This window comes from Cohnella abietis (assembly GCF_004295585.1).
Classification (GTDB): Bacteria; Bacillota; Bacilli; order Paenibacillales; family Paenibacillaceae; genus Cohnella; species Cohnella abietis.
Genome location: NZ_AP019400.1, coordinates 2,640,001 through 2,655,439 on the forward strand (window position 1 = coordinate 2,640,001; position 15,439 = coordinate 2,655,439).

The following is a 15,439-nucleotide window of genomic DNA, read 5'->3' on the forward strand; positions in this document are numbered from 1 at the left end:
GTGCCGATTGTCCAGCTAATTGCTGTTCAGCAATTTGTACGAGTCGGCGTGTGATGTTACCACCGATGCGACCGGTATCGACTGTCATCATGTTGCCGTAGTATCCGTCTTGCGGAATTTGGATGCCTAGCTCTTGACAGGCTTCGTATTTCAATTGTTCGAGCGCTGATGTAGCTTGTTTTACGACAAGTTGATTTGAGCTTTGATTGTTTGCCATTATGTATCACCTCCATGATTTACCACACCTATTATTCAACCGCTGGCTGCTCTTTATTCATAGTTGCCTGTATAATTTTTCCGCTCATTCAAGGAAGCAAAAAGTATATTTATTCCGCTTGAATAAGAACTTATGTTCGGTTTATAATAAGAACAGGTGTTCGATATGGAGGCGGGATAAATGCCGGATAAATATATTGGTCAAGTCATTCAGATCATTTACCAGGATGCGAAAGGGATCATTACAAAGCGAATCATTCGTGTCTGGAAAATCGTTGACGGCAAGGCTATCGCCTACGATTTTGACAAGAAAGCTCGTCGTCCCTTTCGGGTAGATCGCATACTAGCCGTTCGTCCGGTAGGGAATCCTTATGCCTCCTGAGCGTTGTATTATGCTGGTCGATTGCCAGAGCTTCTATGCAAGCGTGGAGAAAGCCGCCCACCCGGAATACAAGCATCGTCCATTAGCGGTTGCAGGTGACCCGGCACGACGCAGTGGAATCATATTGGCTGCTTGCCCTATAGCTAAGAAAGCGGGAGTGACAACAGCCGAACGCTTAGGCGATGCGCTTGGCAAGTGTCCGGGACTTGTTATCGTTCGTCCTCGTATGCAAGTTTATATTACTGTATCCCTCCTTATAACCAAAATTTTCAAAACCTTCACCGATCTTGTAGAGCCTTACAGCATTGATGAGCAATTTCTTGACGTAACAGGCTCTTTGTCTTATTTCGGATATCCGGAGGAGATCGCTCGGCAAATTCAAAGCCTTATCTATGTGAGTACCGGTGTGTGGTCGAGGGTAGGGATCGGCCCTACGAAGATACTTGCCAAAATGGCAACGGACAACTTTGCTAAGAAGAATGATTCCGGTATTTTCACATTGGGGAAATCTGATGTTGAGAGGGTGCTGTGGGAGCTTCCTATTAATAAAATGTTTGGCGTGGGCTCCCGGATGACTAATCATTTCCTATGCATGGGGATGCATTATATTGGTGACGTTGGACGGTTGGAGCTCGGGGATTTGAAACGGCGACTGAGCGCACGAATGGGACGTAATAGCGATATTCAGGCTGAATTGTTCTGGCAAACGGCTAGAGGTATTGATCCAAGCCCAGTAACTCCTTCAACACACGATACTCAGAAGGCAATAGGACATCAAATGACACTTCCTAGAGATTACAGCAAGAGAGAGGACATAAATGTCATTTTACTGGAGCTGTCAGAGGAGGTGTGCCGACGGTGCCGCGCCAAAGGCTATATGGGAAGGGTTGTTTCCTCAGGGGGGATGGGGGCAGACTACGACCGACCTACAGGCTTTTACCGCCAATCGACCTTAGCAGATCCTACAGACATTGCGCAGGAAGTATACGAAGCGGCTAAGGCTATATTTTATACCCATTGGGATGGATCCCCCGTGCGGAGGCTTGGCGTTACATTAACCGGAATTTCTTCAGCAGATCAATACCAGCTCACCTTGTTCGGCGATCGTGAGCAACAAAGAACGATTTCTCGCACATTGGATGGGATCAAAAATAGATACGGTGGGGGCGCCATTCTTCGTGCCTCCTCGATGCTTTCTGCGGGCCAGGCGCTTGAGAGAACAGCAAAAATCGGAGGGCACTATAAATGAGCAAAAAATTAAGCGGAAACGGACGCTGGGAGTCGAGTAGAATGATGCTTCCGGAGCACCGAGAGCAGCTGCTGGATCAGGAAAAGGAGGGGGGTGTCTCGACCTCTGTCCACAATAAGCGAGTACCCGATAAGGATGAGCTTTTAATGATTCGGGACTTTATTATTTTGCCTGTCGTGCTAACCATGACGAACAAAAACCTTGCCGATATTGAAAACTCAGCCCACTCATTGAAGACGCTCTACGCCAAGGTAACGCGGATTATGATGGATATGATTAGCATGGATCTGTATCGGATTAAGCGTGAGATGAAGCAACGGAATATTAAAGTGTTCGAAGAGGAGCAGGCTGACGGCATTATGTACTACCGGTATATTTACAAGGGCTATCAAGAGAAGTTTGGCATGGTTCGAGAGGTTCTGAGAGCAGAAGTAAGCATGCGCATGACGAAATACATTCGGGATGTTATTATGCCGCTAAGTAAGACCAAGGAATGAAAAATAGGTGCCGACCGTTGCTTGCTGAGTGAGAAAAGACTAGACAAGAGGCATAGACACAGATTGCCTAGGGGGTCATGTAATTTATGGGGGGTACTTGTCTTATCTTTGGCTAATGGTTCCTAATCGCCGCTACGGTCGGTCAGATGCAACATAAAATATTAAATCGACCACAGTCGAAAAGGCGGTAAAGAAAGGAGAGCATTAATATGCTGACATTAGCTCAAGTACAAGCCATATCGGCAAAAAATTTAGAAGGTCTTAATCCCATCGTGCGAAGAGCGACGGAGGAGTTGATTGTCCGTTCCTTCGCAGTAGGTGTTCCGATTATTATTGTACAGGGACTCCGAACGATTGCTTATCAGAATCAGCTGTACGCTCAGGGCAGAACAGCTCCAGGTACAATTGTGACCAATGCCAAGGGCGGTTATAGCTTCCATAATTTCGGACTTGCTGTAGATTTTGCATTACTGCTGCCAGATGGGAAAGCCATATCATGGGATACGTATCGAGATGGCAATAGGGATGGCCAGCGTGATTGGATTCAGGTTGCCACGATTGCGAAGGGGCTGGGATTTGAATGGGGTGGAGACTGGGCTCATTTTGTAGACATGCCGCACTTTCAGATGGCATTCGGACTTACAACAGCCAAGCTTAGAGCGGGTGCCAAACCACCAACAACAGTCATTACAACTGAGGAGGATCAACCTATGACGAAAGAGGAAAAACAAGCCTTCGAAGCATTGCAGAAAAAGGTAGGGGAGCAGTCTAGTACAGTTAGCATCCTCACTCAGAAGATTAAGGATATCGAAACAAATATACCGGCTCCAAAATGGTTTGTGACGGAGTTCGGCGACAAGGTGCTGGAGAAGATAAAGGATCCAACGGGAACACTTGATTTTTGGCGCTCGCTGGCCGTTTCGCTTAGGGTACAAGGCTATAAAAAGGTATAAATTATTTCCCGGGAGCTAGGCTTCTGGGATTTCTTTTTGAAATTGACGGTGTAGAGGACGCTTGGTATAATTAATTATCGATAATATTAACGATAATCATTTTTGAGGGAGGAATTTCCATTCTGTATAGCTTGGACGAACGAGGAGACTCATTAAGTGAGCAGGTTTATTTATCCCTTAGAGAGTCAATAGTTAGAGGGGAATTTTATCCCGGTTTTCGTTTGCTCGTCCTGGAAATTTCTAATTCCCTTAACATTAGCCAAGCCCCTGTTAGAGAAGCGATGGAACGCTTAAAGCAGGAAGGGCTATTAGTTAGTAAGCATAATAAAGGTTCCTTTGTAGCTGAGATTAGGCAAGAGGAGCTAGAGGAAATATATGAATTACGTGAAATTATTGAATGGAATGCCATCAAGAAATCACTTCCCGGTCTGCTAGACTCAGATATTGCGTACTTATCCGAAGTTTTCGAAAAAATGAAGCAAGCGGCTGAAATCGATGACTTGTTCCAGTTTATTGATTTGGATATGGAGTTTCATAGATTCTTCTATTTTAAATCGGGTAACAAGACAATTCTGCAAATATGGGATCAGATCAATGTGAAGATTAAACGCTTCTTGGCTATTGCGAACAAGCTTTATTATTCTGATCTCATGACTATCGCAGAAGGACATCTCCCTCTCATAGAAGCTTTGCAAAGAAGAAATGAAGAAGAAATTGAAAAGCTTTTTATGCAGCATTTGAAGGACGTATGGTGGCTAATGAATAAAAAGAACAACACACGGGGGTAGAAGGATGGCGCAGCATTCCGAAAGCTTGCAGTCATCGAATAAGCCGGAGGTCGTAACCTTCGGTGAAACGATGGCTTTATTTATAAGCGGATCTTCAAAGGGGATAGAATACAGCACGAATATGGAAAAATCCTTCGGAGGGGCTGAGAGCAATGTTGCGATCGGACTTGCAAGATTAGGTCATAACGTAGGGTGGTTTGGTACTCTTGGGAATGATCCGTTAGGTCGAATGATTTTCAAGAAACTTCGCGGAGAAGGCGTGGATGTTTCCAAGGTGCAATTCAGCAATGAAGCCCCGACAGGGCTTATGCTGCGCGAAGAGCTGGCGGGGAAAGCTTCTGTGTACTATTATCGAAAAAATTCTGCAGCGAGCCAGATGCAGCCAGAGCAGATCGATGCCAGCTACATTTCTCAAGCCAAAATTCTTCACATAACGGGCATTACTCCAGCACTAAGCTCAAGCTGCTTCGATTCAGTGCTTGAGGCGATTAGAATCGCTAAAGCCAACGGAGTGAAAGTCTGCTTTGACCCCAATCTGCGGCTAAAGCTTTGGAAGCTGGAAGAGGCCAGAACGGTTCTACTTAAGCTGGCAGAGGAAGCAGATTATTTCTTGCCAGGACTCGACGAGCTGAAGCTGCTGTACCAGACGGACGATTTCGGCACGATAGTTGATCAATTAAGACAGCTGTCTGCGATATCTGTAGTCAAAGGCGGGAACAATGAAACCTACTTGATAGATAAGGATCAGGTCACTTCAGTTCCTTATTTCAAAGCCGAGCGGGTTGTAGATACGATCGGAGCGGGAGACGGCTTCTGTTCAGGGTTCATATCAGGAATTTTACGAGGGTATGAGCTTCGGGAAGCTGTGCAGCTAGGCAACTTGATCGGTTCCCTTGTCGTGCAGATGGTAGGGGATTGGGAAGGGCTGCCCACATGGGGTGAAGTGGAAAGTAAATTAAATAACGAGGCCCATGTTGAAAGGTAATCCAAAATACAGCTTATAATTTACGAAGGGTGGAAACAACAATGAAAAAGCTAAACATGATTAAAAGTATTGTCGAACATGGAGTCGTAGCGGTGCTCCGCGGTAAAGATGCGAATGAAGTGGTGGAAATGGCTGAGCAAGCCATTGCAGGTGGAATTAAGGTTATTGAGGTAACAATGACGGTTCCTTCAGCCTTGACTGCTATTGAGAAGCTAGCTTCGAAATATTCCAGCTCAGCAACGGAAGCGGATAAATTCGCAATTATTGGTGTAGGAACGGTGTTGGATCCAGAAACGGCGCGTACAGCGATATTAAGTGGATCTGAATTCGTCGTTGGTCCTTCCCTCAATCCGGCCACTGTAGCGCTGTGTAATCGTTATCGCATTCCGGTAATGCCGGGAGTTATGACGATCAAAGAAATACAAGAGGCATTGGAATTGGGCGTCGATATCGTTAAGCTGTTCCCTAGCACCTCTCCTTCAATGATTAAAGCAATTAAAGGTCCGCTACCGCAAGCGAATATTATGCCTACAGGCGGCGTGACACTCGACAATCTCGGAGAGTGGATCTCAGCAGGAGCAGTTGCTGTAGGAATTGGCTCTGATCTAACGGCTGAGGCAGTGAAAAAAGGAGATTTAAGCCTTGTTGCGAATAGAGCAGCTCAGTATATACAAGCATTCAAAGCGGCTAAGAAATAGAGTCAACGGATAGTCGTAATTAATAAAATAGGCAGCACAATTAAGGGATTGAGCAGGATATTAAATCTGCCCAATCCCTTTTTATTTCCCTAATGTGAGTCATATATAAAAATAATTAATTAAATGTGAGTAATAATAATTGAAATTATCATTATAATGACTTATATTTATTTGTATCTTACCTATGGGGTGATCATATTGCGACATGCGAACACGGAATTAGGACATTATTCAGCCGAAAATACAGCTAATGATTTGGGCATTGTGATTTGTAAATTCTGTTCGCAGATTATCGCTACCCTGCCTACGAACGGCTACAAGAAATTTTATATCGTTTGTGATCATGAACAATGCGTCAGCAGCAATGAGACTCAAGGGGGAAATGAGAATGAGTGCTAAGCAAGTGTTCAGTTTTCAAGAAGGTAATGCCCAGATGAAACAGCTGCTTGGAGGAAAAGGGGCACATCTGGCAGAGATGACTCGTTCGGGGCTTCCGGTGCCTCCAGGTTTTACTTTATCGACAGCAGCATGTTTGTCCTACTTCAAGGAAGGGAATGTGTTGTCCGAGACACTGTGGGGGGAAACGCTATCCGCGCTGGAGAGTTTGGAATCCGCAAGAGGGCAACGCCTTGGAGATCCGGTTAATCCTCTGCTCGTGTCGGTCAGATCCGGATCGGTAACCTCTATGCCAGGCATGATGGATACAATCTTGAACCTAGGGCTCAACGACGAGACGGTTCAAGGCTTATCTCAGCAAACAGGTAATGCTCGATTCGCGTATGATTGCTATCGCAGATTGCTGCAGATGTTCGGAAACGTAGTTTTGGGTATTCAAGGGCACTATTTTGAGAAAATTTTTAACCAATTGAAACAAAAAGAAGGCGTAACGCAAGATCAGGATGTCTCTCTTGAGGGGCTACAGCAGTTAATTCCTGATTTCAAACGGTGCATTCAAGCGCAGACAGGTCGTGTATTTCCTGAAAATGTGCAGGAGCAGCTGCGTCTAGCTACAGAGGCTGTGTTTCAATCCTGGAACAATGCCAGAGCGCAAATCTATCGTAAAATCAACCGTATTCCCGACAGTCAGGGGACAGCGGTTAATATTCAAAGTATGGTGTTCGGTAATATGGGGATGGACTGCGGAACTGGAGTTGTTTTTACAAGAAATCCTTCGACTGGAGCTTCGGAATTGTTCGGTGAATATTTGATCAACGCGCAAGGGGAAGACGTTGTTGCAGGGGCAAGGACCCCGCAGCCAGTAGCCTCGTTAAGGAATGAGATGCCTGAGGTATATGAAGAGCTAGTGAGCGTTGCCAATCGGCTTGAACAGCACTATAAGGATATGCAGGACATTGAGTTTACGGTGGAAAAGGGTCAGCTCTTCATCCTGCAAACTAGGAATGGAAAGAGAAACGCACAGGCTGCGGTTACGATTGCCGTGAATCTTGTTAAAGAGGGCATTATTACAAGAGAGGATGCTCTACTAAGAATTGAAGCTTCCCATCTGGATCGGCTTCTTCATAGAGGAATTGATGAGAGTGCGGTTACGGAAGTATTCGCTACCGGCTTGCCAGCATCTCCAGGTGCGGCGGTTGGACAGATTGTTTTCGATGCAGAAATTGCGATGGAATGGAGCCAGGCTGGTAAGAAGGTGGTGCTTGCACGTCCGGAAACTACGCCTGAAGATATCCAGGGAGTACTCGTATCAGAGGGGATTGTAACCTGCCGTGGGGGAATGACCAGCCATGCTGCCGTAGTTGCGCGTGGAATGGGGAAGCCCTGTGTATGTGGCTGTGAAGAGATCAAGATTGATGAGGAACAGAAGCAGATGTCCGTTGGCTCACGAATCGTTAAGGAAGGCGATTGGGTAACGATAGAAGGTGCAAGCGGCCGAGTGATTTTAGGAGAAATTCCGCTGCGTGAAGCAGAAATATCGGAGGAGCTTTCCGAGATATTGAACTGGGCCGATTCCATTCGTAAGCTAAAGGTCAGAGCTAATGCTGATAATCCGCACGATGCAAGGATGGCTAAGCAATTTGGGGCGCAAGGCATCGGGCTGTGCCGGACTGAGCATATGTTTTTCTCGCCGACCCGTCTACCTGTTGTGCAGAAAATGATTCTAGCGGACAATGTAGAAGAGCGAGCGCTGGCATTGGAGCAATTATTGCCGATGCAGCAGGCTGATTTCGAGGAAATGTTTGGCGAGATGAATGGATTACCCGTCACTATTCGGCTGTTGGATCCTCCTTTGCATGAATTTTTACCTAAGGAGAAGGAACTGCAGAAGAAGCTGGACGAGTTGAGGCACAATCCAATCGAGAATGACAAGGAGCAGAAAGCAATTCTCGCTTTGATTCGCAAAGTGAATGCTCTAGAGGAAGTTAATCCTATGCTTGGGCAGCGCGGCTGTCGTTTAGGTATCGTATATCCGGAAATATATGAAATGCAGGTTGAAGCTATTTTTCGGGCGGCATCTCGTTGCTTGGAAAATGGAATAAAAATTACGTTGGAAATTATGGTTCCATTAGTGGGCCATGTAAATGAATTGATAACACTTCGTACAATGATTGATAAGGTAGCTAAGCAGGTGTTGGGAGAGTCCTCCGAAGGGCAAGAGGTTCCTTATCAAGTGGGGACGATGATTGAGGTTCCAAGAGCGGCCTTAACAGCAGGGCAAATAGCTCCGTATGCGGATTTCTTTTCCTTCGGGACGAATGATCTGACACAAATGACTTACGGTTATAGTCGAGATGATGCGGAAGGGAAATTCCTAACTCACTATCAGGATCAAAAAATATTGCCAAATAATCCATTTCAAGTGCTAGATCCTGATGGAGTCGGTTTACTGATTGAGTGGGCGGTAACCGCAGGGAGATCTATAAAACCAACAATCAAGACAGGAATCTGTGGAGAGCATGGCGGAGATAAGGAATCGATCTTTTTCTGCCATCGCAGTGGTCTTGATTATGTAAGCTGCTCACCCTTCCGGCTTCCCTTGGCAAGAATAGCTGCAGCACAAGCTGCCATTACTTATGGAGACATTGAGCCAGAGAAATCTTCTGTTCCCATTTCATCCATCCACGGGGTTTGATAGAATATTGGGATGAAGCAAGATGAGGAGGGTATCACAATCGAACTGACATCCCGCCAACAAGACATATTAGCTATTGTCACGAGTCAACAGCCGATATCGGGTGAGTCTATCGCTGATCAGCTCCATTCCACACGTCCGGTTATCCGGGCTGATCTAGCCTTACTTGTCATGCTGAATTACTTGGAAGCGAAGCCCAAGGTCGGTTATTCCTTGGGCAGTGCTTCAAGAAAGCAAGAAATGGCGCTGGAAAAGCTTCTAGACATGAAGGTGAAGGAGTTCCAAGCAGCACCTGTTGTATTGAGAGAAACCGCAACCGTAAGTGATGCGGTAGTCGCACTATTTTTAGAAAATGTGGGAAGTCTCATTGTTAGTGATGAAGAGGGCTATCTTGCAGGAATCGTTTCCCGAAAAGATCTGCTGAAGGTGTCGCTGGGTAATGCGGCTGCCACAGCCATGCCGATTAGCTTGGTTATGACCCGGCATCCGAACGTCCATACGATTACGCCTGAGGAATCAATAGTCGCGGCAGCTAGAAAAATGATATCCTATCAGGTGGACAGCCTTCCTGTCGTTAAGGCATCGGATTCATTGGATGATGAGGGAAAAAGAATCGAAGTCGTGGGTAGAATTACGAAGACAACAATGACCAAGATCTTGCTTGAAGTGGCTTTGGGCCTATAGCTGGGGGGAGAAAACTTGAACGAGAAGGAGCGCTCCATCTTTGTTTGCTCCGATTCAGTTGGAGAAACTGCAGAAGCGGTAGTGAGAGCGACTATCCGGCAATTTAATGCACATCAGACGCGAATCACGAGGTATGCTCATATCAAGAATGAAGAAGAAATACGTATTTTGATGGAGGAAGCCTCTAGCCAAGGTGCTTTCATCGCATATACGTTAGTTCTCCCTGAGCTGAGAGAGATGATGGTGGCGGAGTCGAATAGGCTTAAGATTAGTGCTGTCGATATTATGGGCCCGGTCATGCAGGCTTTTATCGACACTTTTCACGATTCGCCAAAAAGAGAAGCCGGACTACTCCATCGGCTGGATGAAGAATATTACCGACGGGTTGAAGCGATTGAGTTTACCGTTAAATGCGATGATGGAAAGGACATGAACGCCATTCATCGGGCGGACATTGTTCTGCTCGGAGTCTCACGAACCTCCAAGACCCCTCTTAGTATTTATTTGGCACACAAAGGCTACAAGGTTTGTAATTACCCACTTGTTCCTGATGTTAAGTCGCCGAGGGAGCTACTTCAGCAAAATAAAGATAAGCTAGTTGGACTGACGATGAAGGCTGAGCAGCTTTCGAAAATTCGTACAGAGCGGCTTAAGTCCGTTGGCTTGCCTAAGGGTGCGAAATACGCCTCTATGGAGCGTGTCGTCGAAGAGCTTGAATTTGCGATGGATTTGTACAAGCAGTTAGGGTGTATGGTCATAGATGTTACGGAGAAGGCCATTGAAGAAACAGCGGGTATTATTACGGAATCCTACTCTCTATAATCCTGTTGTGCTGGCGTGCCGACTGCGTCACTCACTCGGGATAGACTATATTATTGCCCTTGTGCTAGTATGTTGTCATACGAGGGAGGGCTTCTGAATATGGTTAAGTCGGCAAAGAGTTATTCCGTGCCAGCTATAGAAAAGGCAATTACAATATTGAATGGGATTTCAAAAAATGGGAAAATGAACATTAATGAAATCCATTCCGAGCTTAATATTCCAAAAACAACTGTGTTTGTTATCTTGAATACATTAGAGCGCCATTCACTCATCGAGAAGCATGACGATGGCAAATACGTACTCGGCCACGGCGTATTATATTGGGGAATGAACTATTACCAGCAAAGCGATATCAAGCAGGTTGCTCGCCCGCATCTTGAGAAGCTAGTGGCTGGGACCCCCTTTACTGCACATCTGGCCGTTATGGTTAACTATCAGCCTGTTTACATAGATAAGAGTGAAGGGAATGGATTTGTTCGTTTCGCGACAATTGCCGGACAAGCTTTGCCACTGCATCTATCCGGTGTGGGGAAAGCGTTAGCTTCCGGTCTTACTGATGAGGAAATTTCCGAGGCGATGTCTAAGACTCCGGACTTAGACGACTCCAAACGAGATCAATTGGCGGACAAGCTAATCGAGGACGTACAGTTTATTCGTCTTCACGGCTATTCCATCGAGGATGAGCAGATGGAAGAAGGCATTCGCTGCATCGGAGCACCGATTTTCGGGGACAATGGCCGCGTCATTGCGTCCATTAGTATTACTGCCTTAAGCAAGGATTTACCTGCAATCAAGTTCCAAACCATTGGGGAACAGGTGAAAGAAACAGCATTAAGAGTGTCCGAGGAAATGGGTTATCAGAAACGATAAACTAACTAAGCTAAAGACTGAAGCGGCTGTTCCATAAGTAATTATGTGCAGCTTTTTTGCTTTTTCGGAAATATATGCAACTGACCAGAAGAAGTTGGACAGGGATGACTCTCCCCGTACCAGCTTTTTTTATTTTGAGCATGATTTTGATAAAGGAGGGCAGTTCCGTCAGTGAGCTTAGCTTAGCTTAGCTACTTTTGGGGAGGCTCCCTTTTTAACTGGTCAAGGGAATACGGTAAAGGGAATTGACATTAGAATTGGGCTATGCTAAATTTGGCAAATATTCAGTTGGTTGAATTAAAATTAATATTTAGAATTACAAGAATGGGAAGTAAATATGACGTTAAGATAGGGGCTATTCAAAATGAGTTTGCGGAGTGAACAATGGTTTAATCATAAATCCTTTGAGACGCGGTTTCAGCATGCTTCTGCCATGCGTGCCTGCGGGCATGATCCTGAGTCGTATGCTGGAAAGCCTATTATCGGAATATTTAATTCATGGAACGATCTGAACAGCTGTAATGCCCCCCACAAGGAGCTTGTTGAGTATGTGAAAAAGGGTGTACTTGCTTCAGGTGGATACCCCATAGAGATGCATACGATTACAACAGCAGCTGATTTTAACAAGCCTTCTGATCTGCCCTACCGCAATCTAATGTCAATGGACGTGGAAGAAATGATACGTTCATTGCCGTTGGATGGTATTGTGCTGCTCTGTGAATGCGATAAGACAACACCTGCACAGCTAATGGGGGCAGCAAGCTGTGATCTTCCGACGCTGCAGCTTGCGGCTGGTCACAGGTCTACGGCTTATTTTAAGGGCAAACCGGTTAATTACGGTACAGATTTGTGGAAGTACATGGATATGTATAAGGCTGGAGAGCTGTCTGATGATGAGATGAAGGAGCTGGAGAAGGGGATTTCCTGCTCCCTCGGCGGATGTCCTGTGATGGGCACGGCTTCGACGATGAAGAGTGTTTCGGAAATAATGGGCATGATGCTACCGGGAACCTCTGATATTCCAGCAACCGATTCAAGAAGAAGAATTGCTGCCGAGCAGACGGGTAAACGGATTGTTGAGATGGTTGAGGAGGAGCTAACACCTTCGAAGCTGATGACGGAAGCTGCCTTTCACAATGCGATTAAATTGCTTGCCGCGCTTGGAGGATCTACGAATGCGGTGTTGCATTTAACGGCTATAGCGGGTCGGTTGGGTATTAGGATTAATCTCAAGCAATACCAGGAGCTGTCGGAAAGTGTTCCATTAATCGTGAATCTTCAGCCGAGTGGGCTTTATGGTATGGATGATTATTTTCATGCGGGAGGCTTGTCGGGGGTAATATACGAATTGCTTCCAAGGCTGGATGGCGAGTGCTTAACAGCTCTTGGCAAGCCGCTGAAAGAGGTATACACGCAGCAAACGGAAAGTCCTCATATTATCACGTCCTTGAAGCAGCCATTCAAATCCGAGTCGGGAATCAAAGTGCTGAAAGGGAATTTGGCCCCGTCCGGCGCGATTCTTAAGCTATCGGCAAGCTCTAAGAAGCTGTGGAAGCACCAAGGAAAAGCGTATGTGTTCGATAGCTATGACGCGATGCTTGAGGAAATCGATAGAGATGACTTGGCAGTGGATGCTTCTTCGGTATTAATATTACGGAATTGCGGACCAGCCGCACTTGGCATGCCGGAGTGGGGAGAAATTCCGATTCCAACGAAATTGCTGAAAGAAGGCATTGAGGACATGGTTCGGATTAGCGATGCCAGAATGAGTGGGACCAGTTACGGGACGGCTATTTTACACGTTTCCCCAGAAGCGGCGGTGGGTGGCAATATTGCTATTGTTCAAAATGGAGACATCATTGAGGTGGACGTGGAACAAGGACTGTTGCATTTACATTTATCCGATGACGTCATCCAAGAGCGTAAGCAGTTCTTGAAGCCGCTCCCGCAAAGATATCCGCGCGGGTTCCTGAAGTTGTTCTCTGATCATGTGCTCCAGGCGGATGAAGGTTGCGATCTAGATTTCCTTCGTCCGAACAACAAGGAGGAAGCACGTTTCGTACCTCCGATCGTCGGAAGAAGCTAATTTCTATTAACGTGTGGCTACCCAAGTTGATCTGCAAAGGTCCCCTCGGGCGGCCTTTTCGGTGTGTCCCGATTTCCCACTAGTTGTATCTGACCAGCAAACAAACCATGATCCGGCGGCGCTACTAGAAACTTCGTTACTCGAAAAAATCGTACAGCTCCCACCAATATAGGCCTCTGTAACTTCGTTATACGAAAAAATCGTACAGCTCCCACTAATCGAGGTCCTCCTTAACTTCGTTGCACGAAAAAATCGTACACCTCCCACTAATTGGGGCCCTTCGTAACTTCGTAGCTCGAAAATATCGAACACCTCCCTCTAATTGGGGCCCTCCGTAACTACGTTGCACGAAAAAATCGTACAACGCCCTCCAAAAGAGTCGCCCCATGACCTCGTTGCACGAAAATATCGTACAACGCCCTCCAACGGTGGCGCCCCGGCCCCAGTTGTAAGAAAATATCGAACAACGGCTCCCAAAAAGAGACGCACCGACCCAGTTGTACGAAAAAATCGTACAACGCCCTCCAAAAGAGTCGAGCCGAGACCCCGTTGTACGAAAATATCGTACAACGCCCCCGAAAAGTGCCGCCCCGCAACCCCATAGCTCGAAAAAATCGCACACGAATAGAAAATATTCAATTGACACCATCAAACAATCTCTATATATTCAGTATATGGATTATTAATCAATATATTGATTTTTATTATCGACATGGAGGGAAAACAAATGGAATTCAAAGAAAGCGCCAGATTATATGAGGAAGCTAAGAAATACACGCCCGGTGGCGTTCATACGTCCATTCGAAATTTAGAGCCCCATCTTATTTTTAAGAAAGCAGAGGGAGCTTATATTTATGATGCTGATGGCAATAAGTACATTGATTATCAAGGTGCATTCGGACCTTATATTCTCGGCCACAATAATCCCTACGTAAATAACAAGGTTATCGAAGCGCTAGGTCGCACTGACCTTTACGGAACTGGAACTACCGATCTTGAGATCGAGCTTGCGCAGAAAATATGTAAGCATGTTCCTTCCGCGGAACAGGTACTGTTCTGTAACTCAGGATCTGAGGCTACCTTTCATGCGATTCGCCTAGCACGCGCGGTAACGAAACGTGTTAAGCTAATCAAATTCCAAGGCTGTTACCATGGCTGGCATGATTACGTAGCTAGAAATATGCTTAGCTCCTGGGATATGATAGGCAAACGTGACCCAGGCTCCGCAGGAATGATGGAAGAAGCTATAGATAACACGCTTGTATGTACGTTCAATGATCTTGAAGATGTAGAGAGCACAATTAAATCGAACGATGGTGAAGTAGCGGCGTTAATTATTGAGCCTATTCCTCATAACATTGGTTGCATTATGCCGCAGCCGGGCTTTCTGGAAGGCCTTCGGAAGCTTTGCGACGAGCATGGAATTATACTCATTTTCGATGAGGTCATCACTGGTTTCCGTCATGATATCGGCTGCTATCAGAAAGTAGCTGGCGTAACACCGGATTTAACTACAATGGGTAAAGCGATGGCGAATGGCTTCCCTATTGCAGCAATTGCCGGCAAGAAGCAGTACATGCAACGTTTCAACACGCAGCCGGGCGGAGATGTTTGGTTCGCGGGCACTTATAATGGTCATGCCGTAGGTACAGCAGCTTCCATTGCGACCCTTGAGATGATGGAAAATGAACCTGTGCATGAGCATGTATTCCGTCTGGGAGAGAAAATGCGTAGCGGGCTCCGCGATATCCTTAAACGCTTGGATATCGAGTCTTATGTTGCTGGCTTTGGTTCTGTTTTCACCACTTATTTCATGGGCTTTGAACCGAAAAACTATAGTGACCTCCAGCACAACGATGCAGTGTTCTATGTAGCTTACCGCCGGGCTTTGATGGAGAAAGGTATCTTCAAGCTACCGATGAATATGAAGCGGAATCATATTAGCTACAGCCACACGGACAAGGAAATCGACTACACGCTGGAATGCATAGAGGATGTATTGCGAGTGATGAAGGGTAAGAAATAACAGATTTATGTCTTAAAATCATTTATTATGAAAGGGGCTGCCCCCAAGGTCTCTAAAGACCCTATGGGACAGCCCCTCTTGCTAGTTATTAA

At 46.0% G+C, this 15,439-nt stretch carries 14 protein-coding genes (1 of these 14 cut by a window edge); 13 read left to right on the forward strand and 1 reads right to left on the reverse strand.

The annotated features are described in order from the left end of the window. Nucleotides 1–217 carry the 5' portion of an alpha/beta-type small acid-soluble spore protein gene (locus KCTCHS21_RS11110; protein ID WP_130607690.1) on the reverse strand. 23 nt of this gene lie to the left of the window's left edge, so the window shows 217 of its 240 coding nt (coding positions 1–217); the start codon lies at nucleotides 215–217; its stop codon lies beyond the left edge, outside the window. Between the two features lie 180 nt (nucleotides 218–397). Here KCTCHS21_RS11110 and KCTCHS21_RS11115 point away from each other — a divergent pair, with 180 nt between their 5' ends. From KCTCHS21_RS11115 to KCTCHS21_RS11180, 13 genes are all read left to right on the forward strand, one after another. Beyond that, a complete protein-coding gene (locus KCTCHS21_RS11115; RefSeq protein WP_130607692.1) occupies nucleotides 398–598 on the forward strand; it encodes a hypothetical protein in 201 nt (66 codons plus the stop codon). Between the two features lie 10 nt (nucleotides 599–608). After that, a complete protein-coding gene (locus tag KCTCHS21_RS11120; RefSeq protein WP_232058162.1) occupies nucleotides 609–1,847 on the forward strand; it encodes a DNA polymerase IV in 1,239 nt (412 codons plus the stop codon). After that, a complete protein-coding gene (locus tag KCTCHS21_RS11125) occupies nucleotides 1,844–2,344 on the forward strand; it encodes a YhjD family protein (RefSeq protein ID WP_130607696.1) in 501 nt (166 codons plus the stop codon). The genes KCTCHS21_RS11120 and KCTCHS21_RS11125 overlap by 4 nt, the downstream gene beginning before the upstream one ends. Nucleotides 2,345–2,553: 209 nt before the next feature. Next, nucleotides 2,554–3,297 carry a M15 family metallopeptidase gene (locus KCTCHS21_RS11130; protein WP_130607698.1) on the forward strand — a complete coding sequence of 248 codons (744 nt, stop codon included), beginning with the start codon at nucleotides 2,554–2,556 and terminating at the stop codon, nucleotides 3,295–3,297. Between the two features lie 131 nt (nucleotides 3,298–3,428). Beyond that, entirely contained in the window at nucleotides 3,429–4,085 is a 657-nt protein-coding gene (locus KCTCHS21_RS11135) for a GntR family transcriptional regulator (RefSeq protein ID WP_130607701.1), read from the forward strand. 4 nt (nucleotides 4,086–4,089) lie between these two features. Next, a complete protein-coding gene (locus tag KCTCHS21_RS11140; RefSeq protein WP_130607703.1) occupies nucleotides 4,090–5,070 on the forward strand; it encodes a sugar kinase in 981 nt (326 codons plus the stop codon). Between the two features lie 41 nt (nucleotides 5,071–5,111). After that, nucleotides 5,112–5,768, forward strand: a complete 657-nt coding sequence (locus tag KCTCHS21_RS11145) for a bifunctional 2-keto-4-hydroxyglutarate aldolase/2-keto-3-deoxy-6-phosphogluconate aldolase (protein WP_130607705.1) — start codon at nucleotides 5,112–5,114, stop codon at nucleotides 5,766–5,768. A gap of 388 nt (nucleotides 5,769–6,156) precedes the next feature. Continuing rightward, nucleotides 6,157–8,859: a pyruvate, phosphate dikinase gene (ppdK, locus tag KCTCHS21_RS11155; RefSeq protein WP_130607709.1), complete on the forward strand. Its 2,703-nt coding sequence runs from the start codon at nucleotides 6,157–6,159 to the stop codon at nucleotides 8,857–8,859. A 12-nt stretch (nucleotides 8,860–8,871) separates the two neighbouring features. Then, nucleotides 8,872–9,543, forward strand: a complete 672-nt coding sequence (locus KCTCHS21_RS11160; protein ID WP_130607711.1) for a helix-turn-helix transcriptional regulator — start codon at nucleotides 8,872–8,874, stop codon at nucleotides 9,541–9,543. Between the two features lie 15 nt (nucleotides 9,544–9,558). After that, the gene (locus KCTCHS21_RS11165; protein WP_130607713.1) at nucleotides 9,559–10,365 is read left to right on the forward strand and encodes a pyruvate, water dikinase regulatory protein; all 807 of its coding nucleotides are present in this window, start codon (nucleotides 9,559–9,561) and stop codon (nucleotides 10,363–10,365) included. A 99-nt stretch (nucleotides 10,366–10,464) separates the two neighbouring features. Continuing rightward, nucleotides 10,465–11,235: an IclR family transcriptional regulator gene (locus KCTCHS21_RS11170; RefSeq protein WP_162309313.1), complete on the forward strand. Its 771-nt coding sequence runs from the start codon at nucleotides 10,465–10,467 to the stop codon at nucleotides 11,233–11,235. A 364-nt stretch (nucleotides 11,236–11,599) separates the two neighbouring features. Next, entirely contained in the window at nucleotides 11,600–13,321 is a 1,722-nt protein-coding gene (locus KCTCHS21_RS11175; RefSeq protein ID WP_130607717.1) for a dihydroxy-acid dehydratase, read from the forward strand. Between the two features lie 727 nt (nucleotides 13,322–14,048). Continuing rightward, on the forward strand, nucleotides 14,049–15,347 hold the full coding sequence (locus KCTCHS21_RS11180; RefSeq protein WP_130607719.1) for an aspartate aminotransferase family protein: 1,299 nt from the start codon (nucleotides 14,049–14,051) through the stop codon (nucleotides 15,345–15,347). Nucleotides 15,348–15,439: the final 92 nt, after the last annotated feature.

Excerpts from the sequence above, each read along its gene's own strand:
- KCTCHS21_RS11130 (WP_130607698.1), top strand. The coding sequence starts at position 2,554 with ATGCTGACATTAGCTCAAGTACAAGCCATATCGGCAAAAAATTTAGAA.
- KCTCHS21_RS11125 (WP_130607696.1), top strand. The coding sequence starts at position 1,844 with ATGAGCAAAAAATTAAGCGGAAACGGACGCTGGGAGTCGAGTAGAATG.
- KCTCHS21_RS11180 (WP_130607719.1), top strand. The coding sequence starts at position 14,049 with ATGGAATTCAAAGAAAGCGCCAGATTATATGAGGAAGCTAAGAAATAC.
- KCTCHS21_RS11145 (WP_130607705.1), top strand. The coding sequence starts at position 5,112 with ATGAAAAAGCTAAACATGATTAAAAGTATTGTCGAACATGGAGTCGTA.
- KCTCHS21_RS11170 (WP_162309313.1), top strand. The coding sequence starts at position 10,465 with ATGGTTAAGTCGGCAAAGAGTTATTCCGTGCCAGCTATAGAAAAGGCA.
- ppdK (WP_130607709.1), top strand. The coding sequence starts at position 6,157 with ATGAGTGCTAAGCAAGTGTTCAGTTTTCAAGAAGGTAATGCCCAGATG.
- KCTCHS21_RS11160 (WP_130607711.1), top strand. The coding sequence starts at position 8,872 with ATGAAGCAAGATGAGGAGGGTATCACAATCGAACTGACATCCCGCCAA.
- KCTCHS21_RS11175 (WP_130607717.1), top strand. The coding sequence starts at position 11,600 with ATGAGTTTGCGGAGTGAACAATGGTTTAATCATAAATCCTTTGAGACG.
- KCTCHS21_RS11120 (WP_232058162.1), top strand. The coding sequence starts at position 609 with ATGCTGGTCGATTGCCAGAGCTTCTATGCAAGCGTGGAGAAAGCCGCC.
- KCTCHS21_RS11115 (WP_130607692.1), top strand. The coding sequence starts at position 398 with ATGCCGGATAAATATATTGGTCAAGTCATTCAGATCATTTACCAGGAT.
- KCTCHS21_RS11140 (WP_130607703.1), top strand. The coding sequence starts at position 4,090 with ATGGCGCAGCATTCCGAAAGCTTGCAGTCATCGAATAAGCCGGAGGTC.